This window comes from Zunongwangia mangrovi, from assembly GCF_900112105.1.
GTDB classification, from domain to species: Bacteria; Bacteroidota; Bacteroidia; order Flavobacteriales; family Flavobacteriaceae; genus Zunongwangia; species Zunongwangia mangrovi.
On the sequence record NZ_FOKV01000010.1, the window covers coordinates 1 to 19400 of the forward strand.

General features: G+C 34.8%; 16 protein-coding genes. 9 read left to right on the top strand and 7 right to left on the bottom strand.

Annotation, left to right across the window (positions count from 1 at the left end):
• Positions 1-990 (bottom strand): alpha/beta fold hydrolase (locus tag BM201_RS16460; protein WP_092544632.1); only part of this gene is annotated, 990 nt, incomplete at its 3' end.
• A gap of 172 nt (positions 991-1162) precedes the next feature.
• Entirely contained in the window at positions 1163-1492 is a 330-nt protein-coding gene (locus BM201_RS16465; protein WP_092544634.1) for a hypothetical protein, read from the bottom strand.
• 632 nt (positions 1493-2124) lie between these two features.
• On the opposite strand from BM201_RS16465, the gene BM201_RS16470 reads away from it, so the two are divergent.
• The 3 genes from BM201_RS16470 to BM201_RS16480 are packed head-to-tail and all read left to right on the top strand — an operon-like array spanning position 2125 to position 9363.
• Positions 2125-5130 (top strand): SusC/RagA family TonB-linked outer membrane protein, encoded by a 3006-nt coding sequence (locus BM201_RS16470; RefSeq protein WP_092544636.1) that lies wholly within the window; start codon positions 2125-2127, stop codon positions 5128-5130.
• Positions 5131-5142: 12 nt separating this feature from the next.
• Positions 5143-6549: a RagB/SusD family nutrient uptake outer membrane protein gene (locus BM201_RS16475; RefSeq protein ID WP_092544638.1), complete on the top strand. Its 1407-nt coding sequence runs from the start codon at positions 5143-5145 to the stop codon at positions 6547-6549.
• 12 nt (positions 6550-6561) lie between these two features.
• Positions 6562-9363, top strand: coding sequence for a M16 family metallopeptidase (locus BM201_RS16480; protein ID WP_175487071.1), 2802 nt, complete (start codon positions 6562-6564; stop codon positions 9361-9363).
• Positions 9364-9420: 57 nt separating this feature from the next.
• On the opposite strand, the gene BM201_RS16485 is transcribed toward BM201_RS16480, so the two are convergent.
• From BM201_RS16485 to BM201_RS16500, 4 genes are all read right to left on the bottom strand, one after another.
• On the bottom strand, positions 9421-9699 hold the full coding sequence (locus BM201_RS16485; protein WP_092544642.1) for a DUF6520 family protein: 279 nt from the start codon (positions 9697-9699) through the stop codon (positions 9421-9423).
• 62 nt (positions 9700-9761) lie between these two features.
• Positions 9762-10205: a MauE/DoxX family redox-associated membrane protein gene (locus tag BM201_RS16490; protein ID WP_092544644.1), complete on the bottom strand. Its 444-nt coding sequence runs from the start codon at positions 10203-10205 to the stop codon at positions 9762-9764.
• Positions 10206-10291: 86 nt separating this feature from the next.
• Complete coding sequence (locus tag BM201_RS16495; RefSeq protein ID WP_175487072.1) at positions 10292-11215, bottom strand: helix-turn-helix domain-containing protein; 924 nt, start codon at positions 11213-11215, stop codon at positions 10292-10294.
• Positions 11208-11585: a DUF7793 family protein gene (locus tag BM201_RS16500; RefSeq protein ID WP_092544648.1), complete on the bottom strand. Its 378-nt coding sequence runs from the start codon at positions 11583-11585 to the stop codon at positions 11208-11210. The genes BM201_RS16495 and BM201_RS16500 overlap by 8 nt, the downstream gene beginning before the upstream one ends.
• Before the next feature lie 232 nt (positions 11586-11817).
• Here BM201_RS16500 and BM201_RS16505 point away from each other — a divergent pair, with 232 nt between their 5' ends.
• The 5 genes from BM201_RS16505 to BM201_RS16525 all read left to right on the top strand — a co-directional run bounded on the left by BM201_RS16505 (position 11818) and on the right by BM201_RS16525 (position 17072).
• The gene (locus tag BM201_RS16505; RefSeq protein WP_092544650.1) at positions 11818-14223 is read left to right on the top strand and encodes an aminotransferase class I/II-fold pyridoxal phosphate-dependent enzyme; all 2406 of its coding nucleotides are present in this window, start codon (positions 11818-11820) and stop codon (positions 14221-14223) included.
• Between the two features lie 40 nt (positions 14224-14263).
• Entirely contained in the window at positions 14264-15148 is an 885-nt protein-coding gene (locus BM201_RS16510) for an RteC domain-containing protein (RefSeq protein WP_245758682.1), read from the top strand.
• Positions 15149-15425: 277 nt separating this feature from the next.
• Positions 15426-15710, top strand: coding sequence for a helix-turn-helix domain-containing protein (locus BM201_RS16515; protein ID WP_092544654.1), 285 nt, complete (start codon positions 15426-15428; stop codon positions 15708-15710).
• Positions 15710-16426, top strand: coding sequence for a hypothetical protein (locus BM201_RS16520; RefSeq protein WP_092544656.1), 717 nt, complete (start codon positions 15710-15712; stop codon positions 16424-16426). Before BM201_RS16515 ends, BM201_RS16520 begins: the two co-directional genes overlap by 1 nt.
• A complete protein-coding gene (locus BM201_RS16525; protein WP_092544659.1) occupies positions 16410-17072 on the top strand; it encodes a P-loop NTPase family protein in 663 nt (220 codons plus the stop codon). The genes BM201_RS16520 and BM201_RS16525 overlap by 17 nt, the downstream gene beginning before the upstream one ends.
• Positions 17073-17136: 64 nt before the next feature.
• On the opposite strand, the gene BM201_RS16530 is transcribed toward BM201_RS16525, so the two are convergent.
• A complete protein-coding gene (locus BM201_RS16530; RefSeq protein ID WP_092544661.1) occupies positions 17137-18618 on the bottom strand; it encodes a vWA domain-containing protein in 1482 nt (493 codons plus the stop codon).
• Positions 18619-18934: 316 nt separating this feature from the next.
• On the opposite strand from BM201_RS16530, the gene BM201_RS16535 reads away from it, so the two are divergent.
• Positions 18935-19222, top strand: a complete 288-nt coding sequence (locus tag BM201_RS16535; protein WP_084840822.1) for a hypothetical protein — start codon at positions 18935-18937, stop codon at positions 19220-19222.
• Positions 19223-19400 lie beyond the last annotated feature (178 nt).

The following is a 19400-nucleotide window of genomic DNA, read 5'->3' on the forward strand; positions in this document are numbered from 1 at the left end:
TATTATTTTGTTCAATGGAGCTTTATCCATTTTATACAAAGATGTTCCTACAGGTGCATTTTTTTCTGTCAAATAATGGTTGAGATCTTCAAAAACTTTAACTTCAATAAATTCATTTTTAAAGGATTTTATATAATCGGATTCCAGTTTAGCATTAAGAATTGCGTCGTCAGAACCTACAAAATAAAGTGTAGGAATGGATAAGTTTCTAATGACTGTTTCATAATCTTTTCTGACCAACTCCATAAATACATCATCACTTAAAAAGTCTTTAAGAAATTTTAAATATTTGCGATTAAAACCTTTTTTATCAAGTAACTCTTTAGTCTGTTCTTTTATATCTCTTGAATTCGAATTATCAGCCAATATTTTAAACATATCACCAAATAATTCAATGGTTTCTTTTTCAGTTTTACCTTTTTCAATAATACTCGGATTGTTTTGTATGTCGTTTTTAATTCTATTTAAGATATAATTTCCATTTTTAAGTACTGGTGTTCCAATTAATATTAAGAAAGTCGGATTTAGACCATTTTGAATCATTTCTAAACTGGCCATTCCTCCGCGACTATGTCCTACGAATCCAATTTTTTTATCTTTATAAGATATTTTTAGCTTTTTAAATAAACTTGAAAGATCTTGTGATAGTTTTGTTGCAGAGTCGGTATAACTACCTTCTGATTTTGCGATTCCTCTTTCATCAAAACGATAAACTGCAATGCCATTCTTTAGTAATTCCTCTGCAAGAATAAAATGAGAATGTCTAGTGTCTTCAGTACTACCAGGTATGATGACAACAATTTTGTCATAATCTTTTTTGGGTTCTATAAGAGTACCTGAAAGCTTGATATTATCAAATGCATTGAAAAATCCAATATCTATAAAATTATACTCTTTTTTCTGTTTAATTTTTTTTTCGTAGTTGAATATATTTTGTGTATTTCCAATAGCAGAAATTAGAAAAAATAGGAGCAAAAATTTTTTAGTCATAATTGTGGGTAACTCGTTATATCTATATAATAGTAATCATATATTATTACTATTTTCTGGATATCAACACTATAAATATATTAACCTCGCGTATAGAAAAAATACGGTTTACCGTAAAATAAAGAAAAAACTGATAATTAAATTTGGGAGAAATCAGAAACTCTGTAGATTACTATTTATTCTTCTTTTGAAGACCTTTAGCAAATTGATCTATTTCTGTTTTTTTGATTGAATTATATACCTCAGCAAACTCAACCAATGTAAATCCCATCCCTTCAACTATAGAAATTAAAGTCGAAAATCTTACGTTGCTTTTTGCATTAAAATTATCGGAAACTGTTGCTTTACGTAAATCAGCATTAGTTGAAATCTTACTATAGCTTTTTGCGAACTTAATAGTATCGTCAAAATCTAAATCCTTATAAAGTTTACTTTGTAAAAGCAATTTATTCAATGCTAAAGAAGTCCTAAGTTTAATATGGTCAATTGCTTTTTCTTCCATTGATGCAATTAACTATAACTTAAAATATTTTTCGGTACGCTTTGGCGTACCGAAAAATTATTCTATATTTATCCTGTTTATTATATTTGCGAAACTTCTTAAGTAAAAATATTAGAAGCATTCGCTTTGAATCTCGCTATCGAAAACTGGTAATTTAAGGAACGAGATGATAAGTGTAAATGCTCACGACCGCGGGCGTGGGCTTACTTATTGTTCCAACGGTATTACCAGTACCGCGATAGCATAAGTAAGTCACCATGCCCTTTCTTTTTAGACTTCATTCAAAGCTTTTCTTCCTCTATATTATAGTACTGGTTTTGCAGTTTTAAGACCCTACTTTTTTATTGGTAATCCATAGGGAGCTTCCTAGTGGCTATTCCGGGAATCGCAACAAACCCTATTTCTAAAATTTATTACTGTGGTGATGGGCGGGTGAGGTATGCCCTAAAATGATGTAAAATAAATGTGTAATCTAAAACAAAATCTATAAGAATAAAAGAAAGCAAAACCACACAATTTGAAATGGCCTTAGGCTAGGCTATTAGCTAAAAAGCCTTCCCGCAAGTTTGGAAGCAGAGGGAAGGCTTAAGGCTTGATTAACTAATAAAGTAAAACAAAACCACAGCGAAATTATGAAAAATAATTACAGGTGCTGCAATCTTGTAGTGCTAATACCCCTATTATATATAATTCTTCAGCTAGAGACTGGAAAAGTCTACAGCCAAACCAATCAAAATCAGCAAACCATTTCCGGTATCATTAGTGACCAGGACGGTTTACCACTTCCGGGCGTGAATGTTCTTATTAAAGGAAGCGCTACCGGAACCATGAGTAATATGGATGGTCATTACAGTATCCTTGTTTCTATTGGTGATACCATCCTCTACTCTTTTATAGGCTACCAAACCATAGAAAAAAAACTCACGCCCGGGTTTAATGGGGACTTGATAATGCACCCGGCAACCGATGCCTTATCCGAGGTCGTTATTAACGCCGGCTACTATAATACAACCGAGCGAGAGAGAACGGGTAATATCGCAAGGGTTACTGCTGAGGAAATAGAACTGCAACCTGTGGTAAGCCCGATACAGGCATTGCAGGGAAGAATGGCAGGAGTTGAAATTGTACAGCAAACCGGTGTCCCGGGAGCTGCTCCTACCATACGTATACGAGGACAAAACAGTCTTAGAACCGGTTTTAATGATAATGGTAATTTACCTCTATACATCATTGATGGGGTTCCTGTGAATTCAGCTCCAATAAATTCTATCAATCGCTTTAACAGTAGTATTGGTATCGACCCGCTAAATGGTATTGATTTGTCCAGCATTAAAAGTATTGAAGTTTTAAAAGATGCCGATGCTACTGCTATTTATGGATCCAGAGGGTCTAATGGTGTCGTTTTAATTACCACAAACAATAAGAACTATAGTCAGCAACAGGAAAAATTCCTAATCCGTGTTTATAGTGGTGTTAGCAATGTTTCCAATTATTTAGAAATGCTAAACACTCCTCAATATTTAGCCATCCGGCGAGAGGCATTCGAAAATGACGGAGTAGAACCAACTGTAGCAAATGCTGAGGATTTAGTACTATGGGATCAAGAACGGGATACCGATTGGCAAAAAGAACTCTTCGGTCAACATTCACCCACCTTTAATGCTTATATTAACTATTCAGGCGGAAACGAATATACCAATTTTAATATTGGAGCTTCTTATTTTAAACAAGGAATGGTTTTCCCCGGAAATTATTCTTTTCAGAAAAAGAATATAAGCCTTAATCTTAATCATCGATCCAAAAATCAAAGATTTCAAACTAACCTTACCATAAATTATGGCTTAACAGATAATGATCTCTTTAGTACATCAAACTTTGTGGGTAATGCTTTAAGCCTGCCTCCTAATGCTCCAGCCATATACAACGAGGATGGTAGTCTTAATTGGGAAAATTCTACCTGGAGTAATCCTTTAGCTCCGCTTAACGGTTCGGGTAAAAATGAAGGAAAAATACTTATTAGTAGTCTTAATCTTAGTTATAAATTATTTGAGGGATTTTATTTAAAGACCAATCTGGGATATAACACATTGGATAGTCGGGATGATCTTAAGCTACCTATCGTGATTTATGATCCCGCTATATGGGATAGAGTCTCCAATCAATCGCGTCTATTAATAAATAATCGTATCTCATGGATCGCCGAACCTCAAATAAACTATACTAAAACATTTAAAAAAAATCAATTTGACCTGTTGTTGGGAACAACTTTTCAGCATAGCGAAGATAGTAGACTAGGATTTAATGGAACCGGGTATGCAAACGCTCAACTTATTGGAAATCTAAATGCCGCAGATGCCGTAGTTTCTACTGCAGATCAAAGTTTAATCTATAAATACCATGCTATTTTCGCCAGGATAGGATATAATTTTGATAAAAGATTATTTTTAAACTTAACCGGAAGAAGAGACGGATCTTCACGATTTAGTCCAAAAAATCGGTTTTCCAATTTTGGCGCAGTAGGTGCCGCCTGGATTTTTAGCTCCAGTAAGTTTTTAGAGGACAATCTTGATTTTATAAGTTTTGGAAAACTTCGAGGAAGTTATGGGATTACAGGAAATGATCAAATCGGAGATTATAGATATCTGGATGCCTACCGGGCAACACCTGGTCCCGGCGGCTTATACCCCACTCAATTAGCCAACTCGAACTTTTCATGGGAGTCTACCAAAAAACTAGAGTTTGCCTTGGAGTTAGGCTTATTTAAGAACAGAACGAACTTAAATCTTAGCTGGTACCGCAACCGTTCTTCAAATCAATTAGTGGGGTACACATTACCATCAATCACCGGATTTACAAGCGTTGAAGCCAACTTACCTGCCACTGTTCAAAATCAGGGTTGGGAATTGGAACTCTCTTCGGATATTATAAAGAATAAAAACTTCAATTGGCGTAGTTCAATCAATCTTAGCATTCCAAAAAACGAATTGATAGCATTTGAAGACATTGAACAAAGTTCTTATGCAAGAGCTTTTGAAGTTGGTGAACCACTAAGCATTCAAAAGGTATATCACTTTAACGGTTTAGATACTGAAACAGGATTATACCAAATTGAAGATGCTAATGATGATGGTCGCTATGATTATCAGGATCAAATTATCAATGAAGATTTGGGGAGAGTCTACTTTGGAGGTCTTTATAATCAACTAAGTTATAAAAACTTCTCTTTAAGCTTATTGATGGAATTTGTAAAGCATAAAGGGAATGAGTTTTATATAAATACTCCAGGCTTTTTTGGTTATCTCATTGACAATGGACAATATGTTAATGGGCTGGCGGTGAATGATGGTGTGCAAGGGCCCTCACAATCTATTGATGCATTATTAGCTTATGAAAATGTCGTTAGAAGTGATCTCTGGATTTCTGATGCTAGTTTTTTACGAATGAAAACGGTGGATCTAAGTTATAAGATTCCCGAAAAACTATTTTCATCTCAGTCATTACCAGATATCCAATTATTTGTACAGGGACAAAATCTCTTTACAATTACAAATTACAAAGGTCTTGATCCCCAGTCCCCCGGTAGCCGAAATCTTCCTCCATTAAGAACGATTTCAGCAGGATTATCCTTAACCTTTTAAATTTTATAACTCATGAAAATTATATCAAATATTTCAAAATGTATCATTGTCATCGGCTGCTTTCTGATCTGGTCCTGTGAAGATTTTGTGGAAGTAGAAACTCCTGATTACTTTCTAACCACTCAGAATGTTTATAACAATGATGAATCGGCAGATAGAGCTCTAAGAGGAATGCTGAACCAGTTATTCAATATAAGCTTTGCCAATGGATCTTATCAATCCGTGAGTTTTCTGGGAGGTTTATCAGCAGATAATTATGATCTATACTCGAACTCGCAAGAGCTAATAAGCTTCTATTATAATAACATCCCTGTAAATAACAATAACAACCTTAGCTTATGGAGTGGAGCCTATAATGCGATATATCAATCAAATGCATTACTGGAAGGCGTTAGGGATAATTCTGATTTATCAACGGCACTTGTAAATAAAATTGAAGGGGTTTCAAGGTTCGTTCGTGCCTTCACTTATTTCCATCTTTTAAACCTTTACGATGAAGTCCCATTGATTTTGACCACCGACTATCAATCAAATGCACTTGCTAGCGAAACAGATCGTCAGGAAATTTATAATCAAATCATTTTGGATCTTGAAACTGCGAGCGAATTGTTATCTGATAGTTATGCCGATAATGACCGTACCGTTCCCAATACTTATGCTTGTTATGCTTTACTCGCCAGAGTTCATTTATTTTTAGAAAATTACCAGGCAGCAGAAGACTATAGTTCACTTGTGATTCAGGCAAGTGACCAATACACTTTGTTATCAGATTTCGACATGGTATTCCTTGCAGATAGTGAGGAAGCTATTTGGCAGATTTCACCTATTGGATGGGGAACAAGTTTCACACATACCCGCGATGGTAACGCTTTAATTAAAACACCTACTGTGAGCACTCCATTAGCACTATCAAGAAATTTTTTGGAAAGCTACGATCCTACTGATCTACGATTAGAAAATTGGGTGGATTACATTATTCAAAACGAAGACACGCTATTTTATCCTTATAAATATAAAATTCAATATGAAAATTCTGGAGAGATCACTGAATATTCCATGGTTATGCGTTTTGCCGAGCAATATCTAATAAGGGCAGAAGCCAGAACCATGTTATCAAAATTCGCGCAGGCTATTGAAGATATTAATACGATAAGAGAGCGATCAGGGATTAGTCCAATTTCAAATACAGAGGATTCACACAATCAAGACCTCATTCTGCAATTGGTAATTAATGAACGTAGAAAAGAACTCTTTAGTGAATGGGGACATCGTTGGTTCGATTTAGTACGATTTGAAATGCTTGAGGAGCTTAGTGAAAAAAACAATTCCGAATTCAGCACCCCCAGATCCTTGTTATTTCCTATTCCAGATAGTGAACGGGAAAGAAATCCTAATCTTAATCAAAATCCAGGATATTAAATGAATAATTATATGCAAATACATAAAATAATACTTCTATTAATTGTATTCAATGTCAGCAAATTATACTGTCAGGATGTTCCATTGAAAAACTCAAATGATCAAGAAGAAGTGATTATTGATAGCCTTGCAAATGGTTTAAAGTATATTATTAAACCTATAAATGACGAAAAAAGAAATTTTTTAAGTCTTGTTATCAAAGCCGGATCAGCAATGGAGGAAGAAGATCAATTCAACAATGCTCATTTATTGGAGCATATAGCTTTCAATTATCTTTTTCATTTTCCGAACATATCCAATAATGATCAATTATATATAGATTTAGGTGTAAAAAAAACAAATTACGTAGCAAATACCGGAGGGTATAGAACACGGTATATTTTTGACTATCCTGCCAATAACACTCGTGGTCTCGATACCATTTTAAGCATATATTCTGATATTATTTCAGGTAATGTTCTATTTAATGAGCATCAGATTGCTTTAGAGCGAAAAGCCATTTATCAGGAATATTTTTTTGGTAATAGCCCGAGAAGATATCCATACCTTAAAATTGAGGAAACCTTATTTGGGTGTACATCCACATATCCTGATCCTGATCACTACGAGGATTTTATATTAAAAGGTTCCAATCAAGCTTTAAAACGTTTTTACAGGCAATGGTACCAACCGGATCTTGCAACTTTAATTATTACCGGAAATTTTGAAAATATCGAAGAAGTACGTGAAAAAATTAAACAGAAATTTGCGGCTATTCCAAAACCAAAAAGAGAAATAAAATCCCTTAAAGATTGTTCAAAAGATATATTACAAAGCGAGCCAAATTTTATTACCAAAAATCAGTATGATACAGCAAAACTTCAAACTGTTTTTCAATTTTACTACAGGGATAATAGTAATCGGTTTGAAGGATTTGACAGTTCAGAATATCCATTCCTGAAAGAAATTTTAAAAATCATCATTAATTCAAGATTACAGAAATTAAAACATAATTATGAATCTAAGTTCAATACATATTTTCAAGATAATATGCCATATCCAGCCTCATTTTTAGAAATCAATCTATTGGAAAATCCTAAGAAAAGTATAGGCAAAGTTTTTGGTGTTCTTCAGTCTTTCAAAGAACAAGAGATAACGGCGGATGAATATAGATTAATTGAAAATTACATAAATGAGGGGACTGAAAATAAACGATATAGTTCGTCAAGAGACTGGTTAAATTTTTACGATCAAAAAACTGATCATTCAAATGCTAGAATGGAGAATAAAAAACTCCGCGAAAAACTGTTCGCAAAACTAACTACCTCAACATTAAATAACTTATTGAAAAATTATAGCTGGTATCCCGATGATATAGCTGTTATCGTTCCATTCAATACGAGCAAAAATGAATATTCGAGAGCGCAAGTAAACAATTGGATAAAAGATGGTTTATCAAAAGCCTTTATCCCGGAACCCATTGATAAACCCAATCAGCTTTTAAAAAAAATTCCTAAAGAAGCGAAAATTATCGATCATCAATTTGGTTCCATAAATGAGGATATCATCACTTTTGAGAATGGACTTAAAGTAGTTTTGAAAAGTAACTCCTGTATATCTGGAAATCATAAAGATAAAATTACGATTAGGGGCTTTAGCCCTTTTGGTAGCAGTCAATTTAAAGAAGAAGAAGAAATTCAGGCTGATTTTTCTCCACAAATCATTAAATATAGTGGTTTGGGGGAGCATTCCTATTTCGAAATAAGGAACTTTCTGCAAAACACCAGTATTCTATCCGGTTATAACGATTACATAAACAAATATGAAACTGGATTCGAAAATGAGGTGGTAGCTGAAGATTTAGAACGCTTTTTAGCGTTGATTTATTTATCCTTTACAAAACCAAGGTATGATGTAAAAGCATTTAAATATTGGAAATATAAAGAACTGGAAAGTTTTACTAGAGCTCCTAATCCTCAAATAGATTTTAATGATTTTGTAAAACAAAAATTAGATATGTCTGGACTTCCTCGTGGTGAAAAACGATACGAGCAAAGTAAAAAAATTAAGTATCATAAATCTTTCTCTTTATATAGAGAGTTACATAATAACCCCGGTAATTTCACGGTCATAATCACAGGGAATTTTGTAAAAAAAGAAATTATCCCGTTGTTAAGTCGATACTTGGGAAGTATAGAATTGAATAAAGAAGATAGTAGCTTACAAGCTCTGGATAAGAATGACACTTTATTAAATTCAGTTGCTTTTACTGAAAAGGATACTGTAACGCCTAATTCTCCTTATCGAGTAAAGAATAGATTTTTGACGATTGATTATAGAACAAGCCTGGATTCCAGAACATTTGAAGAAGAGATTCATACGGAATTAATAAAAACGGCTATTTTTCATCGTTTAAATGAACTTCGTTTTAAAGCACAGCTGGGTGTATATTTTTATGCCGCTACACAATCTATTAATTATGACACCGGGACCAGGGACATTCAAATCAACCTTCAATGTGATAGCAAGGACTACGAGCAAGTATTGATATATTGCCAGGAAATCATAAAAGACCTCAAAAATGAGTTACAAAATGAAAGTTTTCTAACACTGGTAAAAAGCAGTATGTATTTGCCTGAATGGTCTAAAAAATTTGAACACTCCAGTAAATCCGATATGAATCGACTTTATAATAACTATAGACATAAAATCCCTTTAGTATCCATAGCACAATCTCAAGAATATATAGACAAATTAAGTGTTAGCGACCTGCGTAAGATTGCCAATGACTATTTAAATAATGATAATCACTTGATATTCACAAATAAAATTTAACGCAAATAAAAATAGAGGCTGCCTTCAAAGCAGCCTCTAAAATTAAACACTCTTAAATTATCTTTCAATAATATAAGGTATTTGTGTTCCTCCCTCTTTTTCCTCGGTTAATTCTTCATCCATAAAAACTGGATAGACGGTACTAAGATCGTCAGAAAATCTTACCTGGCATGGCTCAGATGTTTGAGAATTACAAGGATCCTGTGATAGTTGAACCGCCGTATCATTTTGCTCTATCCATCCATTGGACTGTTGTTCATTCGCTTTTGTTGAAAAAGCAAGACCAACAGCCATTGCGATTGCCATTACCGGCATTAAAATTTTTGAAGATTTCATAATTTTTGAGTTTTAATTCATACCTACTCTATCCTTTCAGGTTTTCGGCTTCCCCTGCATCGTCACGTAACAATATTTTTATATTCATTTTTACTATTAAGATATATTCCAAGGCCGCTTAAAAGTGTAAGACTTACATTGAAAATTAAATGTTCTTTCCAGCTTAATTCACTTACAATACCTCCGCAGGAACAAGGTAGGTTATCGCTAAAAACAAGTATTCCTCCTAAGTAAATACTAAAAATAAGCATCAGTAAAAACACCAGGTACCATCCTGTTTTTAAGTATTTACCACTTATAAGTAATCCTGAAATTCCAATTTCTAGCATCGGTATTATAATAGACACAAATCGAGCAAGAAAGGAATATCCAAAAATGGGACTGTTTAAAAGATCATTATAAAACTTTCGATAATCGATAAGCTTGCTTATGGCAGCGTATAAAAAGAGTATAATAAAAATATACCGAATAATAATTTCCAAATACTTTCTCAAAGTGTTTTTCATGACCTTCCTATTTCCAATAGGATAAAGTTGATAAAACAATTTTGCTCTTTAAGAATAAAATATTGTCTTACAGGTATTTTGAAGAATTAATTGATATAATTATCGTCTTTAAATTTAGAAGGTGATTTTCCATACTTCTTTTTAAAGGCTTTTGAAAAATACGGATAGTCCATAAACCCGAAATTTTTTGCTATAACACTTAAGGGTGTTGGAGTATTAACAATCATCTGATAAGCCATTTCCAGCCGCTTTTCACGATGAAATTTAACAACAGGGGTTTGATAAAGTGCTTTAAATCCCTTTTTTAATTTGAACTCGTTTAAATTAAACTTACGAGCAATTTCATTGAGGGAAGGTAATTTTTGGTGCAAATTACTCAGGATGTACTGATGTACTTTTCTTAAATTCATTATATCAGCCTGATACTGAATAATAGAGTGTTCCTTGTTTCTGGATTTTGTTTTTGGCTGCAGTAACGGCACTTTTATCTCCTTCTCTGCAATCGGTAAGCCACGAAATAAAAAATAGACTCCGTCCGCTCCCTTTACAAAATGACAATATCCCCAACAATCTAAAATATTCCCTGATTTTAAATGAAAGGAAATTAATAATCGTACCGGGGTATGAGTTCGTTCTTCCTCAAAATGAACTTTGAGCTGTTGGGTTATAGCAGCATAAGTTGATTCGGTTACGACCTCACTTAAAGGCAGTTCCAACAATTTTTTTTCAGGAATTTGCATAAGATCCACAAACCGACAATTAACACCGGTAATTTTAAACTCTTCATTAACCGCAAATACATAGGGGTCTGCCATATTCTTTATTCCAAACACTCCGGGGTGAGAAATAAACATTCCTAATTCCTCTGCCAAATAATTAAGTCGTTCTCCTATATTTTCAATTTCACTTTCAGGATTTTCTACTTGATATCGATAAGCAAAGTTTCCCAAAGCTAGTTGAACAATCATTTCTAATATATCATCAATTTTAGCTAATTCCTTTTTATTCACTGACATATGGTTTTAAAAATTGTAGAGCAGCCTCTTGCGTAGAGAAAACAGCTGTAGGAGCCGTAGGTTGATCCACAGTAATAAAAAAATCGGCCAATTTTTCTTTACTATAGGAATTGGCCACATAAGCCACGGCTTTCGCCAACACCGATCCTTGCACCGCGAGAAATCGTCTGGCACTTAAGTTCGGTTTCCCAATTTGTCTTACATCGCATAAGACCGGAAAGGCTATTTCACGCTGTAAAGACAATCGCGCAGCGACAATCTTCTCTGCCGCTGCTAAGTCAAAATTTTCAAAGGGCAAATATTTAAAAAACAAGACCCCATCCTGAATAAATAATTCAGAATACTCATTTTTAATATAATTCATATTCTCGATAAATTTGGGTAAGACAGGAACCTTTTATTACATTAATTATCTATCCATTTGTTCCCGTTTGAACGAATTTAATTACAATTAGGCTTAAAAAGTTGTCATCAAAGGATTAATACTTGTCTAAAAAGTATTAATTAACGGTCTACCCTATGTTTTCACTTCTAGATCAGTATTTATTTTTTAGTTTGATTTAGAAATAGCCCACAATCCTGCAAATTATAAATCGATGGCAAAAATTAAGACCAATAATGTATTGAATACTATAGTTTCCGTATTGTCCGGAGCTAAAGATGCCGGAGCCTTGCATCTATACGCCGAAGGAACAAGTTTTAATGGTCGCCATATCAAGGTCTCCGGACATCAAATGTATCATTTTGGAACAACCGGATATTTAGGATTGGAACAGGATCAACGTTTAAAAGAGGCAGCCATTGCAGCGATACAGAATTATGGAACACAATTCCCATTATCAAAAAGCTATATATCACATCCTCTGTACTACGAATTAGAGTCTTTGATGAGATCCATCTATGATAATAATTATATCATCATTACAAAAAATAGTACGCTAGGACATATTGCGGTCATCCCATCAATTATGGATGATGGAGATGGGGTTTTACTCGATCATCAGGTGCATTGGAGTGTTCAAAATGCTGTTGCTCCACTAAAATTAAGATCAATCCCTGTAGAAATGGTTCGGCATAACGACCTGAACATGCTAGAAGACAAAATCAAAAAATTACAAACTTCACGAAATAAAATCTGGTATATGGCAGATGGTGTATACTCCATGTATGGAGACTATGCACCGATAAAGGAACTCATGGAACTATCCAAAAAGTATCCCAAATTATATTTTTACTTTGATGATGTCCATGGGATGAGCTGGAAAGGAGATCATGGTAATGGGTTTGTGATGAGTAAATTAAAGAATTTACCGGATAAGGTCGTTATTTTTGGAACTCTGAGCAAGACATTTGGTGCAAGCGGCTCAGTCATGGTATGCAAGGATAAAAATCTATTTTCCAGAATTAAAAATTATGGAGGACCACTCAGCTTTTCAGCACAATTAGAACCGGCATCCGTAGGTGCTGCCATAGCATCGGCTAAAATTCATTTATCCCCCGAAATAGTTGATTTACAACAGCAACTTCAGAAACGAGTAATATTCTTCAATGATCTTTTGGAAGGCACAAAGCTTCCATTGATTACTCAGAATGATTCTCCAGTATTTTTTATCGGCGCAGGTAGCCCTGAAACAGGATATAACTTAGTGCAACGTTTAATGAATGATGGTTTCTACACGAATCTGGGAATCTTTCCTGCAGTACCCATAAAAAATACGGGATTAAGAATAACCATTTCATTACATAACAAAGAAAAGGATATCGAAAAGCTCGTTAGAAGTTTGAACTTTCATTATCCCAAATCTTTAAATGAAACACATACCGATCTCGGTCGGGTACATTTTGCTTTCGGAATGACTTCTAAGTCTTTTAAGACTGAAAAAAGTAAACATTTACATTATAACATCGAGCATTCGATAAATGCTATTGATCCTGAGCTTTGGAATACGCATATGGCAGATCGAGGAATGCTTGACTGGAAGGGATTAAAGTTTCTTGAAGAAAGCTTCTCTGGAAATGACAAACCAGAACATAATTTTCAATTTTACTATATTATTATTCGTGACCGTGAGTTCCACCCGATACTTATAAGTTTTTTTACTTATGGTTTATTGAAGGAGGATATGCTGGCTTCAGCCCCTGTCTCTTTAAAGATTGAAAAGCAAAGAGAAAAAGATCCCTATTATTTTACTTCCTCCAGTATGAGTATGGGAAGTATTTTTAGCGAAGCATCTCATCTCTATCTCGACCGAGAACATCTACTATGGCAGGATGCATTTCATCTTATGCTAAAAAAAATTGAAGATTTGGAACGAAAGCTTCGACCGGATTCAATTATTATGAGAGACTTTGATCCATCGGATAGAGAATTGGAACAACTATTTCACCATAAAGGGTATATGAAGGTTAGTATGCCGGAAGGAGCATTCTATAATCATTTCACATGGGATACAAAGGAAAGCTATTTCCAAAGTCTTAGTCAGAGATCTCGCCGACATTTCAGAAATGATATATTACCAAAAGAGCAACATGTAGTCATTGAAGTTACACATCAATTAAAAGAGCGAGAATTAAAGCATTGTTTTCAACTCTATTTAAATGTTAAAAGAAATAACCCCGGACTGAATACTTTTGATTATCCGATAAAACTTTTTAAGAATATGAATAATAGTCGGGATTGGCGGTTTATCTTAGTAAAAAAAGTAAAAGTTCCCAACCAAATAATCGGAGTCATGTTTTGCTATTTCAATCATAATAGCATTTTCGTGCCTGGTCTTGTAGGTCTTGACTACGACTTCAATGAGAAGTTTGGTATCTACCGCCAACTGTTATATCATTCTATATTAGAGGCTAAAAAATTAGGAGCTAAGCGCATTGACTTCGGAATTACAGCAGGTTTTGAGAAGCGTAAATTAGGTGCTCATTTGTATCAAAATTGTGCCTATATACAGACATCTGATAATTTCAACCTGGAATCTCTGGAATGGCTAAGACAGGAGTAATTTTAATTAGTTTGGCTCTATTTCTAATCAACTCAAAAGTTTGAAACTAGCACAACAACGTCACTATTTGTTATCTTTAAATACGCACCCCATGATCGAGAACATTATGTCGACTTTTAGCGAAAACATCGATAGCCTGATTCATTCCGGTGATTCCGATCTTAAAAAGGCTGAATCCGGAATTCAGCTCTCGGTAAAAACGCTCACTAAACTTCAAAAACACGTGGATAAGAAGGATTTTGAAGATCCCCAATCGGAAATAGACTTCTTCAGGAATATTAAACCCCTTCCAATGAGTTACCATATCTACTTCTCTCAGGTACGTCATTGTGAGATTAAACTACCAAAAATCGGTAATTCTAATAAGGTGCGATTTCTTGAGAAAGAAATGAAAAAGATCAATCAATTCTTTTCGGAGAACAACAGTTTTGTGAGTTATATGGAACAGGGGCATACGTATCTTGATCATATGTTCTTTAGTCGTCACGGGAAAAGAGATTTTTCGTTTAACCCCAATATTTTCTACTACCAATACCCGGAATTCTCCACCTCTCATGATTTGCTTTGGTCTCAGGTACAAGCGCTTTACCGTTACATTCATTATATTCGGGAAAAACTGGAAAGAATAGAACCGGGAAGCAGCAGTAATTTCAGGGAACGAAAACCTAATCTTTTAATTTGGTCCGGTACCAAAACCAATTTGGTCGAAATGATCTATTCTTTTTATTTTAATGGAGACATCAATCATGGAACCGTAGATCTAAAAACTCTTTTTGCAGCTTTTGAAGATTTCTTTAATATCAAGATCGATAATTTCTACAAAACATACGGCGAAATAAAATCCCGTAAAGATCCTCGTACCAAATATCTTCATTCACTTGCCGCAATCATGGACGCTAAAATGCGAGAAGACGATAAAAAATAGATATTCGTAGTCAACTCGTACTACGAAAAGTTCATTTCTCGTAAAATTCTTTCCTATTTTACGCCTTACCTACCTCTTATTCCTCCTTCCCCTATTTAAATCAGGTCATAACAAGCTAAATCCTATCAAAAGTTAAAGTTTTTCGTACTACGAAGCTCCTACCGAAAAAAGACCATCAAAGTCCACCAATTTTATAGAACGAAAGTCAAATCATGGAAAGGGCTATCATTTAAAAACAATCAACCTTGATAGCCCATTCCTTTAAAACCAATTTATTATGCCAAGTTCAATTATTACAACCGACGATTTAAGAGAATTTAAAGTAGAGCTACTCGAAGACATTAAAAAACTGCTCACCTCACAATCTAAGAATAAAGTAAAACGCTATTTAAAATCTGCCGAAGTTATGGATATGCTTCAAATCAGTCCGGGAACACTTCAAAACTTAAGAATTAACGGTACCCTGCCCTATACTAAAATGGGAGGCATTATTTATTACGATACCCAGCAGATTCAAAAAGTTTTAGATCAAAACAGTATTCATCATAAAATGAAACTTTAATGCGCAATTATATCAAACTACTGACCGCGGCCTATGAGCAGTTTTATAAAGATAGCCGGCTAAGTCCGTCCCATGTTAGTTTATACATGGCTCTTTTTCAAGAATGGAATATCAGTCGTTTTGCCATAGAATTTTATGCTGATAGGCATTTGCTTATGAAAATTTCCAAGATCGGTTCTACTTCAACCTACCATCGTTGTATCGTACAACTACACGACTGGGGATATCTAATATATTACCCTTCTTTCAATCCGTTTAAAGGCAGTAGAATTAGGATGCAACTTCTTGACGATACCGAGCAGGAATTAGCATCCGGTTACGATCCCAAATTAGAACAGCTTGCCGAACGCTACCATCCCACCACTGAACAGCTCGACGATCGGAAGTATCCCGTGAGCGAACAAGCATGCGTATCTAATATAAAACATAATAAACCTTTAAACATTAAAACACCAAACCGGAAGGAGGTTATTTTATTTTTTAAAAATCTAAAATCAAAAAAATCAAGTGCCAATCATTTTTTTGACCACTATCAAGGACAAAATTGGGTTACCGGTGATGGTCTAGCCATTAAGAACTGGAAATCACTCGCGAAAAAATGGATCGATAGGCAACATGCTTTTGAAAAGAAAAACAAGATCAGGCATCCCAAATCTGAAAAGGATATAGACTTCTTAAAAACAACTAACGATAAAGATTATGGACAACCCCTCTAAAATTGTTGAAGGTGGCGTCACCTATTCCCTCGGAAGATTTGATGGCTGCTGTGTACACTATGATTTTTCTAAGATTCTGGTTTACCTGGAAGCCAAAGGAAAATTACTGTTTGGATCACATTTTGAGCTCTTCAAGAAAGATCGAAAAATACTATTACAATTATGCTCCTACATGATTAGGGATGCAACCACCTGTGCGAAATATGATATCGATATCAATAAAGGAATATTACTTTCCGGACCGGTAGGCTGTGGTAAAACCAGTCTCATGAAATTATTACGACACTTGGATCCACAGCGGCGTTTTTATGAAATGATTCCATGCCGTAATGTAAGCTTCGGATTCAACCATATCGGTTATAAAACTATTGAAGATTATGGGAATTCAGGCTACTATTGTTTTGATGATCTTGGAGTGGAACTTCCCGGAAGATTTTACGGAAAAGATTGTAATGTCATGGGCGAAGTTTTACTCTCCCGATATGAACGTCATAACCTAAGTAAAGGAACCTTTAAAACACATGCTACCACTAACCTCAACGCCGAAGAATTAGAATCCCGTTATGGTATACGAGTACGAAGCCGAATGAAAGAAATGTTTAACCTCATCGCCTTTCAGAAACACACCGGAGACAAAAGAAAATAAAAGGAATATGCTTTTGGCACATTCCTTTATTATCCGGTATATAACTATAATTGCTATTAAATAATCACAAATCTTTGGCCTTTGTGACTATTTCTTTAAACTCCGCTTTAAAGCCATGTTCATCTCGTAGGTTGGTACTGTTGATCCATTCCAATACCTGAGAATAACTACTTGTCCCTTTATATTCGGAATCAGAAAGGAGCATCGAGAATGCTGAAATACCAGCGGTAAACTTCATGAAATCAGATGACTCAGAAAAAGTTTTTGCTTCATCAAAAATTTCCAACTGAATAGGAATGCTAACATCGCTATCCGGTAACTTATATCGAAAATCTACTGTAAAAGCCGGAAGGTTTTCAGAAACATTACCAACAGGAACAATTTCATAGAGTGCAGTGATATTTTGCCCTGCACCGATCTCCCCGGCATCTTCCGTATCATCTTCAAAATCTTCTGTATCTAAAATTCTGTTTTCATATCCAATTAAGCGATAAGCTTCCACTACTTCAGGATTAAAAGCTACCTGAACTTTAACATCTTTGGCTATGGTATAAAATTTACTATAATCGTAAATAAAGACTTTCCGTAATTGCTCCGGATTATCGATATATTCATAATTTCCATTTCCGTGGTTGGCAATCTGCTCCAGGGCAGCATCGTTTAAATTCCCTCGACCTACTCCCAAGACCGTTAGAAATATTTTGGAAGCTCTTTTCTCTTCTATAAGCGCTATGAGTTCCTCTCGGTTACTTATTCCCACATTAAAGTCGCCATCAGTTCCCAGAATAATTCGGTTATTGCCATTTTCAATAAAATTTTCCTGTGCGATCTCGTATGCAGTAGAAATTCCTGCTGCTCCGGCTGTACTTCCTCCCGCACCTAATTGATCGATTGCATTTTTGATGGTATTTTTTTCTGTCCCGGATGTTGATGCTAATAAGACTCCGGCACTACCGGCATAAGTCACTATTGCTATACGATCCTCTGCCCCTAATCCATCAACGAAATATTTAAAACCATTCTTTAAAAGTTCCAGCTTATCTTCACTGGCCATCGATCCTGAGACATCAATAAGAAAGACAAAGTTTGATGGTACATCTTCACTTTCAGGTATTGTTTTACCTTTTATTCCAATTCTAATCAATTTGTTTTCACTATTCCATGGATTTCCACTAAGCTCCCCATTTAAACCAATGGGATGTTCGCCTCCATTAAACTCGTAATCCAGGTTAAAATAATTAATAAGCTCCTCTGTACGAATGGCTCCTCTTGGAGGTAACATATTTTCCTGCATTATAAATCTTCTCATATTCCCATAGGAAGCACCATCGGCATCAATGGAGAATGTGGAAATTGGAGCTTCTGAGGTATACACAAATGGATTCTCTACATATTCTTCATATTGATCTCCAGTTTGAAACTCTCCCATTTCGTCGTATTCCGCGGTATTCCCATTAGAAAAAGAAAAGCTATTGTCATTTTCAGGATTCGTACTGCAGGAAGCAACAATGAATAGCAACAAAATTAATTCGTAAACTTTTTTCATAATGACTAGTATTGGTTTCTATATAGATACACTGATAATGAAAAAGTTGCGTATGTTTTTGAAGTATATTTTCGGGGGATTTTAAAAATAAACTTTAGGTAAATGAACGATACATTGTCGTTTTTGAGACCTCCGATATATTCCATTGAATAAGTTATCAACAGATTATTGGTTCTCATCATAATATTTATTGCCAATTAGCACTAAAATCTATCATCCGACACTAAACTTTATTTTATTCACAAATTATTGATTTACAGTATTTTACATCCTTAAAACTATAACTTTATCATAACAAATTCTAAATCATTATGTTATGAGAAAATCAATTGTACTTACTTTAATGTTAAGCGTTTTTGCGACGCCACTTTTTGCTCAGATTGGGGGTATTGAAGATTCCGTAAATGATATCGCCAGTACGATCCGAAGTGTATTTCCTATTATTTTGGCAGTGATCTTTTTAGTAGGCTTTCTTTTTAATGCCGGTCATTTCTTTGGAGAGAACTCGGATATTAAAAAAGGGATTACCCGGGTATTGGTATTTGTACTTATTGCCGGAGCCGTGGTAGGAATCTTCTCCTATATCCTTGGTATTGTGGTTTAAAGAAAAGAATATGACTTCTTTTGACACCTACCGCAATATCCGTAAGGGTGCCGTTATTTTTGGATTACCGATACCCCTATTCGCTCTATGTATGGTATCGGTAATCGGCTCCCTTTTGATCATCATTTTTGCTTTTAGCATGACAATTATTGCTAGCGCATTACTATGGAACCTTGGA